Genomic DNA, 7,316 nt, shown 5'->3' on the forward strand with positions numbered 1-7,316 from the left:
GGCCTTCGCCAGATCGAGAAAGTGCCGCCCGGCGCGATCTTCGGTCTCGACGATCCAGGCGTCGGGATCGAAGCGGAGCTCCTTGATCAACCGCTCCTCGACTGAAGGCTCGGACACCGGCTGCTGTGCGGTCGGCACGAACAGCCGCTCGGCCGGACGGCTGTCGTCATAGACCGTCTGCGGCGCCGGCGCATACAGCATCGCGTTGCCGTCCATCAGCGCCACCTTGACGAACACGGCGCCGGCCTCCTCGGCGCCTTTCTTGCGGATCGCGCCGAACACGCCTTCGGTCTGGCAGCGGCGCAGATACGCCGCGACCCATATGCTGGTTTTCAATCGCATGCGCCGACCTATAGGCCAGCGCCGCGGCCACGTCCAATTGTCACAGATGACATCACGCTCCGGCGGGTTGACCGACACAACCGCCGCTCATATCCTTGCATCTGCGGTGCAAGCCGCGCCCGGGTCCACGGGAAGGGTTGAACCCACTTGCATCGAATACGCGGCCAACCAAGCCTTTGTGCAGCCGGTTTTGTGGACCATCGGCGATTGATGCACGGAGGTTTTCATGAACCGATCGCCCGCGCGATTGAATCTCGAACATCTGAAGAAGCAGGCCAAGGAGCTCCTTCGCCTTTACCGGCGACAGGCCCCGGAGGCTTACGCCCGTTTCCGGCAGGCGCTTGCGGCTGCGGCCGGGCGCAGCGACGCGCAAATCGCTGCACTCGATCTGCGGCTTCACGATGCGCAGTCCTGCGTGGCGCGCGATCTCGGCTTCGCCTCATGGCCGGACCTGCGGCGCTATGTCGAAGCCCAATTGCCATCAGGCAAGAGCCGGGACGATCGGGTGCGGCGCTGGCTGCAGCTGGTCTATGCCGCAGAGGTCAACGGCACCACCGATCGCGCCCATCCGCGCGTCGCAATGCGGATGCTCACCGAGGATCCCGATCTTGTGGCCGGTGATCCCTATCTCGCCTGCGCCATCGGCGACGAGGAGACGATACGGCGCACTGCAGCCAGTGATCCCGCATGGGTCAACCGTCCCGGCGGTCCCCTAAAACTGCCGCCGCTGGTTGCGGTCACGCATTCCAGCCTGCTGCAGATTCCGGAATTTCAGGCGCGGCTGCATCGCTGCGCGCGCCTGCTGCTGCAGGCCGGCGCCGATCCCGACCAGTACATCAGCAGCCGCTGGCCGCCCGGATCGCTCGACGCGCCCGATGACAGTAATCCGCTGTCGGCACTGTATGGCGCCGCCGGGCGCAATCACGATCTCGCGCTGACCCGGCTGCTGCTCGAGGCGGGCGCCAATCCGAACGACAATGAATCGCTGTACCACTCGCTCGAAGGCTCCGTGACGACAGGCCTGCTGCTCGAGCACGGCGCGCGGATCGCCGGCACCAACGCGATGTACAAGGTGCTCGACGACGAGAACGTGGCGGCGCTCGAATTGCTGCTGCGGCACGGCGGCGATCCGAACGAGCCGGCGCGCAACGCGCCGCTGACGGACTGCGGATCGCCGCTGATGTGGGCGATCCGGCGGCGGCGATCACGACGGTGCATCGCGACCTTGCTCGACGCCGGCGCAGACCCGCACATCACCACACCAAGCGGGCTCAGCGCTTACCGGTACGCATTGCAATTCGGCCTGACCGAGGTCGCCGAACTGCTGCGCGAGCGCATTGGCAACGAGACGCTCGCCGATGACGAGCGGTTCGTCGCGGCGTGCTCCAGCGGCAACGAGAGCGAAGCGCAGCGGATCCACGCTGAGAGGCCCGACCTTCCGGGGGCGCTCTCTGCGCAGCAGTTGCGCCTGCTTCCCGAGCTCGCCGCTTCAGGCGCCGACGATGCGGTGCGGCTGATGGTCAAGCTCGGCTGGCCTATCACGGTGCGTGGCGGCGATTGGGATGCCTCGGCGCTCAATCATGCGGTGTTCCGCGGCAATGCCGGACTGACACGATTCCTGCTCGAGCACGGCGCCGAGTGGACCGAGCAGCACGGCTTCGGCGACAACGCGTCGGGAAGCTTGTCGTGGGCGTCCTGCAATGAACCGGTCAGTGGCGGCGATTGGGTGGGCTGCGCACAGGCGCTGCTCGATCACGGGATGCCGCGCGCCATTCCGGATCGCGACGATCCGGAATGGGTGCTCCTGGCCGGCCGCAGGAAGCTGTTCTCCGACGAGGTCACGGACATTCTGCTGGGCGACGCAATCTGACGACATGTCAGCGCGTCGACGAACGACGTGCATGGTCGAGCAAGACCCGGCCATGGCAAGGACAGCATAGCCTAGTCGATCGAATGCCCGATCATCGTGCTGAGCTCGCGCACGAGGCGATCGGACATCTGGCCGGTCAGCGGCAGCTTGCGCGCGCGCTCGAACTTCGCGATCGCGTGCTGGGTATCGGCGCCGATCGTGCCGGTCGGCTTGAGCTGACCGTAGCCATATTCGGTCAGCGTCCGCTGGACCGCTGCGATACGCTTGCCGGCCGGGCTCAGATGTTGTGTCGGGATCGGCGCCGGCGGACGAATGACGCCGGACGGCGCGGCGGCCGGGGACGGCGCGGCCGCCGGCGGCGCGACGGTCGACTTCAGCACCAGGTTGGCCATCGGATCGACCGGCTTGGACTCGACCTTAGGTTCGGCCGGCTTGGCTTCAACGGACCTGGACTCGGCGGGCTTGGTCTCCACCGGCTTCACGTCAACCGGCCTTGATGGTTCCACGGCAGCGGGCTCGATCGATCGGGCGGCGGCCTCGGCAGGACGCGGGCGCGGAATCGGACTGGTGGCGGCAGCAACCGGGGCCGGCGGCGGCAGCGTCACCACCGAACCGCCGAACATCGGCGACGGATGACGGCCAGCCTGCAGGAACAGTGCGTTGATCAGGATCGCAACAATGGCGGACAATGCCAGCACGCCCGCAACCAGATCCTTCGGACTATGCAGCAGCAGGCGCAGGACGAGGCCACGTTCCTCCTCGGCCGCGATGGCCACCGCCTTGGCGCCGCGGCGACGGCGCGGCGTTTCGTCGTCATCCAAAGTCTGTCTAGGCACTCTTCTTCACCTGTTGGGTTTGTTCTTGCAGTCCGGACCGCAACGCGGGCTTCAGCGTCGAGACATTGCTGGACGGCTCGACCGCGGCAGGCGGGGTAAACGACAGCGGCAGCGCGACCGACACGATGGTGCCCTCGCCCACCTTGCTCTCCACATTCATCTCGCCGTTGTGCAGACCGACCAGCCCCTTGACGATGGACAGGCCGAGGCCGGTGCCTTCGTGGCGCCGCTGATAGGTCTTGCCGGCCTGGAAGAACGGATCGCCGATCCGCTTGAGGTCGTCGGCGGCGATGCCGACGCCGGTGTCGGAGACCCGCAGCAAGAGCCGCGATCCCTCAACGCCGGCCGACACGGTCACCTTGCCACCACGCTCGGTGAACTTGATGGCGTTGGAAACCAGATTGAGGACGATCTGCTTGAACGCGCGCGAATCGCCGTTCACGATCGGCAGGTCGTCCGGCACGCGGGTGACGAGGTCGACACCGCTCTCGCGCGCCTTCAACGCCACCAGATTGCAGCAATTGAGCAGCGCCGGCCGCGGCGCAAACGGCTCCGGCGAAATCTCGAAATTGCCGGACTCCATCTTCGACATGTCGAGGATGCCGTTGACGACGGACAGCAGATGCTGGCCGGAGTCGTTGATCAGCTGCGCGTATTCCTTGCGGCGGGCCGCGTCGAGGCCAAGCACGTCTTCCTGCGCGATCATCTCGGAGAAGCCGATGATGGCGTTGAGCGGGGTGCGCAGCTCGTGGCTCATGGTGGCCAGGAAGCGCGTCTTCGACGCATCGGCCTGCTCGGCCGCATGGCGCGCCTGTTCGAGCGCGTGCTCCTGCACCTTGCGATCGGTCACGTCGCGGATCACGGCGACCACCTCGGCATCGGCGGAGGCCTGCTCGAGCGCACGGCAGCGCATCTCGACCCAGATGAATTCGGCGGCAGCCTCGCCACGCGCACCGTCGCGGCGCACGCGGAACTCGACGCTGCGGGATTCGCCGCGCGCGGCGTCCGACAGCGCGGTGAGATAGGCCGGACGATCGGCGACATGAACGCGGTCGAACAGCCCGTGGCCGGACAGCCGCGATGCCGGCACGCCGAGCATGATCTCGACCGCGGGCGAGATGAAGCGCACCGCGCCGTTGCGGCTGTGCCGCGACAGCACGTCGCTCATGTTGTGCGCGAGCAGGCGGTAGCGCTCTTCCTCGACGTAAAGCAGCGCCACGCTGGTGCGCGCCAGCGACTCCGCGCCGAAGGCAAGCCCAGCCGCATAGAAGATCGCCGACACGACGCCGAACCCGACCAGCATGCTGTTCGACGCAACCGCGGGATCGACCACCGGCAGCACGTGGTAATGGCCAAGCACGCTAAGCAGCGCTGCGCAGATCATCGCCAGCGCGAACGCAAACGCCACCACGCGCCGCGAGGCCGACAGCGCCGCCTCGATCGGAATCACGACGAGCCACACCGCCGCGAACGACGCGATGCCGCCGGTCGACGCCGCGACCATCATCACGAGACCGGCGAGCGCCAGCGACGACAGCACATGCGCGCCTTCATAGCGGCCGGTGCGCGACAGGAACCAGGACAGCAGGATCGGCGCGATCAGCCAGGCGAAGGCCGCGACCTCGATCGCCGTCGGCGCCCCGCGCATCGCCAGAAAGGCCGGGAACGAGGCCAGCGCCGCCAGACTGCCGAGCAGCCGCGGCGCCATGAAGGCACGGTGGCGCGCACGCGTCAGCGCATCATATTGCGCCGACGGATGCAGCAGCGCATCCAGGCAATCGCGGATCAGACTCAAACTACTCACAGCACTCGCGCTTCGGCGTAATCGTCAGACAGACGCGCCGGAACGCCTCCTTTGTGATTGCAGGCCAACGTGTCAGAGCGAACTTAAGCGAACGCTAAGGCGGGGCGGCCTCCTGCCAAACACCGTGCATTGGCGAGGCTTCGACGCTGCCATTCACCGGTCATTTGTCGGGGATGGTGAACGGCTGGTTTCCGGGTGCGACAAACTATGGTTTCGAAATAGTGGACGCGGCGCATCTTGCGTATCCGGCACTCGTCAGCCGCCATCAATCGAAAATTTACGGCGAATCGATTCAGGCGAATTTTCCGCGATTTTTCGACGGATTTACTTCAATGCAGATACTTCCGATTTATCGACCGATGCTAACCGTGAGGGCAATAGCGGCATCGACCGCGCAAGAAGCAAGACAAGATAGACGACCGGGATCGCGCCATGTTCTTCCTGCTGCGTTTGGCATTCTGGCTCGGGCTTGTGCTCGTGCTGCTGCCGAGAGACAAACCCCCTGAAGCGGACAGGACGCCGCAGATCAGCGCATCGGATGCGGTGTCGGCCGCGACGGCGACGATCAACGACATGGGTCAGTTCTGCAAGCGTCAGCCTTCCGCCTGCGAAGTCGGCGGCCAGGCCGCGACCGCGATCGGCCAGCGCGCGACCGATGGTGCGCGCAAGCTCTACCAGATCATCACCGACAAGAAGCCGCCCGACCACACCGGCTCGATCGGCAAGGATGATACCGACCCGGGCGCGTCCCGCGACACGCTGACGGCGGACGATCAGATGATTGAATTCCGCCTGCCGCCGATGCCGTAAGCACCAATCGAGCGCTTTCGCGTGAGGCGGATGCCGGTTCGCGTGAAGAAAACACGTCAAAACAACCGGGAACCGGTTCCATTTTCGTCGCTTTCGCGGCCAGCCATCCTATATAAGCCGTTGAGAATAGGACGCGGGCCACGATGACGACGATCGACGAAATCAGGGACAATTTTGCGCTGCTGGACGAGTGGGACGACCGTTACCGCTATGTCATCGAGCTCGGCCGCACGCTGGAGCCGTTGTCGGAGGCGGAGCACTCGGCCGAGAACAAGGTGCAGGGTTGCGTCAGCCAGGTCTGGCTGTCGAAGCGGATCGATCGCGATGCCAATGGCGAACCGCGCCTGAGCTATGTCGGCGACAGCGACGCCCACATCGTGCGCGGCCTGGTCGCGATCGTGCTGATGCTGTTTTCCGGGCACACGCCGAAGCAAATCCTCGCCACCGACGCGCTCGCGCTGTTCGACGAGTTCGGCTTCCGCGACCATCTGACGCCGCAGCGCTCCAACGGCCTCCGCTCGATGGTCGATCGCATCCGCAACGATGCGCGCGAAGCGCTGGCGTCCGCCGCGTAAAACCCTTACTTCCGCTTCCGGGCCTGCTGGCCAAGTCCCATTTTCTTGGCGAGCTGCGATCGGGCCACCGCATAGTTCGGCGCCACCATCGGATAGTCGGCCGGCAAGCCCCATTTGTCGCGATATTGCTCCGGCGTCATATTGTACTGCGTGCGCAGATGGCGCTTGAGCGACTTGAAGCGCTTGCCGTCCTCGAGACACACCAGATATTCCGGCGTGATCGACTTCTTCATCGACACCGCCGGCTTGGCCGGCTCGCTCGGCGCGTCGGCGCGCCCGCTCGACACCCGCAGCAGCGCCGCGTGGACCTGGCTGATCAGGCTCGGAATGTCCGAGGCCGGCGTCGGATTGTTGCTGAGATAGGCCGAAACGATATTTGCGGTCAGCTCGACCGGCGTTTTGCCTGACGTATCGGACATGGCTCAATCTTCCCCGTGCTCTCGACGGCCCGGCGCCCACCGGACAGTATCCACATGCAGCAATACATTAATGGAATCGCGTACTACTTTGCGAATATGAGCGGATTACAGCAAATCTGACAAGAACGGCCGTATTTTTCCGGCCTCGAACCGGCCGCTCGCAAGTATTGACGCCGACCTTAGGGCCGCTGCTCCAGATGCGACCTGAGCTCGTCGATCGAGGCAAACCGCATCATGCCCTCCGGCATCTGCGCCTCGATAGAGCCGTCCGAATAGAGCGAATAGGCCATGCCGTCCACGACGCCCGATTTGAGCACAGTCACCGGCGGCTGCTCCTGGGGCGGCGGTGGGTGGCCTGATGACGGCGCCGCGCCGGCTGACTGGGTCTCGCCGAAGGTCGACGGCCGGGGCGTGCGCCGCGGCGCGACATCGACCGACCGCGGCCGCTCGGCCTTCGGCCAGGCATCGTCGAACGTTGCCGGTGCGGGCTCGGCCGCCGCGGCCGGATCAGGACGCAGCTCCGGCGACAGCAGATCCGGCGTCAGCGGCTCGGCCGTGCGGCTCTGGGCGCGCTCGCGTTCCTTCCGCGAGGACGAAAACAGCAGGTTGCGCCGCTTGGGCGTGGCTTCGCCCTCCGGGGCGCGCCACCCGGCACGGGCG

Annotated in this window: 7 protein-coding genes and 1 pseudogene; 3 read left to right on the forward strand and 5 right to left on the reverse strand. The window is 65.8% G+C overall.

Annotation, left to right across the window (positions count from 1 at the left end; all coding sequences use genetic code 11):
- A partial coding sequence (locus tag H8B02_RS43235) for a DUF1491 family protein (RefSeq protein ID WP_229171860.1) occupies positions 1 to 342 on the reverse strand: 342 nt, incomplete at its 3' end.
- Positions 343 to 568: 226 nt separating this feature from the next.
- Between H8B02_RS43235 and H8B02_RS43240 the strand changes: the two genes are divergently transcribed.
- Complete coding sequence (locus tag H8B02_RS43240; RefSeq protein WP_229171862.1) at positions 569 to 2,212, forward strand: ankyrin repeat domain-containing protein; 1,644 nt, start codon at positions 569 to 571, stop codon at positions 2,210 to 2,212.
- Positions 2,213 to 2,283: 71 nt separating this feature from the next.
- Here H8B02_RS43240 and H8B02_RS43245 read toward each other — a convergent pair whose 3' ends face one another.
- Positions 2,284 to 3,048 (reverse strand): peptidoglycan-binding domain-containing protein, encoded by a 765-nt coding sequence (locus H8B02_RS43245; RefSeq protein ID WP_229171864.1) that lies wholly within the window; start codon positions 3,046 to 3,048, stop codon positions 2,284 to 2,286.
- Positions 3,041 to 4,852 carry an ATP-binding protein gene (locus tag H8B02_RS43250; protein ID WP_229171866.1) on the reverse strand — a complete coding sequence of 604 codons (1,812 nt, stop codon included), beginning with the start codon at positions 4,850 to 4,852 and terminating at the stop codon, positions 3,041 to 3,043. Before H8B02_RS43250 ends, H8B02_RS43245 begins: the two co-directional genes overlap by 8 nt.
- A gap of 432 nt (positions 4,853 to 5,284) precedes the next feature.
- Between H8B02_RS43250 and H8B02_RS43255 the strand changes: the two genes are divergently transcribed.
- Positions 5,285 to 5,662, forward strand: coding sequence for a DUF5330 domain-containing protein (locus H8B02_RS43255; RefSeq protein ID WP_229171868.1), 378 nt, complete (start codon positions 5,285 to 5,287; stop codon positions 5,660 to 5,662).
- 143 nt (positions 5,663 to 5,805) lie between these two features.
- On the forward strand, positions 5,806 to 6,237 hold the full coding sequence (locus H8B02_RS43260; RefSeq protein WP_229171870.1) for a SufE family protein: 432 nt from the start codon (positions 5,806 to 5,808) through the stop codon (positions 6,235 to 6,237).
- Between the two features lie 5 nt (positions 6,238 to 6,242).
- Here the strand turns inward: H8B02_RS43260 and H8B02_RS43265 are convergent, their stop codons facing one another.
- The gene (locus H8B02_RS43265) at positions 6,243 to 6,656 is read right to left on the reverse strand and encodes a Ros/MucR family transcriptional regulator (RefSeq protein ID WP_229171872.1); all 414 of its coding nucleotides are present in this window, start codon (positions 6,654 to 6,656) and stop codon (positions 6,243 to 6,245) included.
- 179 nt (positions 6,657 to 6,835) lie between these two features.
- Positions 6,836 to 7,316: pseudogene (locus tag H8B02_RS43270) on the reverse strand (DUF308 domain-containing protein); the annotation flags it as partial.

Origin of the sequence: Bradyrhizobium altum, from assembly GCF_020889705.1 — a bacterium.
GTDB classification, from domain to species: Bacteria; Pseudomonadota; Alphaproteobacteria; order Rhizobiales; family Xanthobacteraceae; genus Bradyrhizobium; species Bradyrhizobium altum.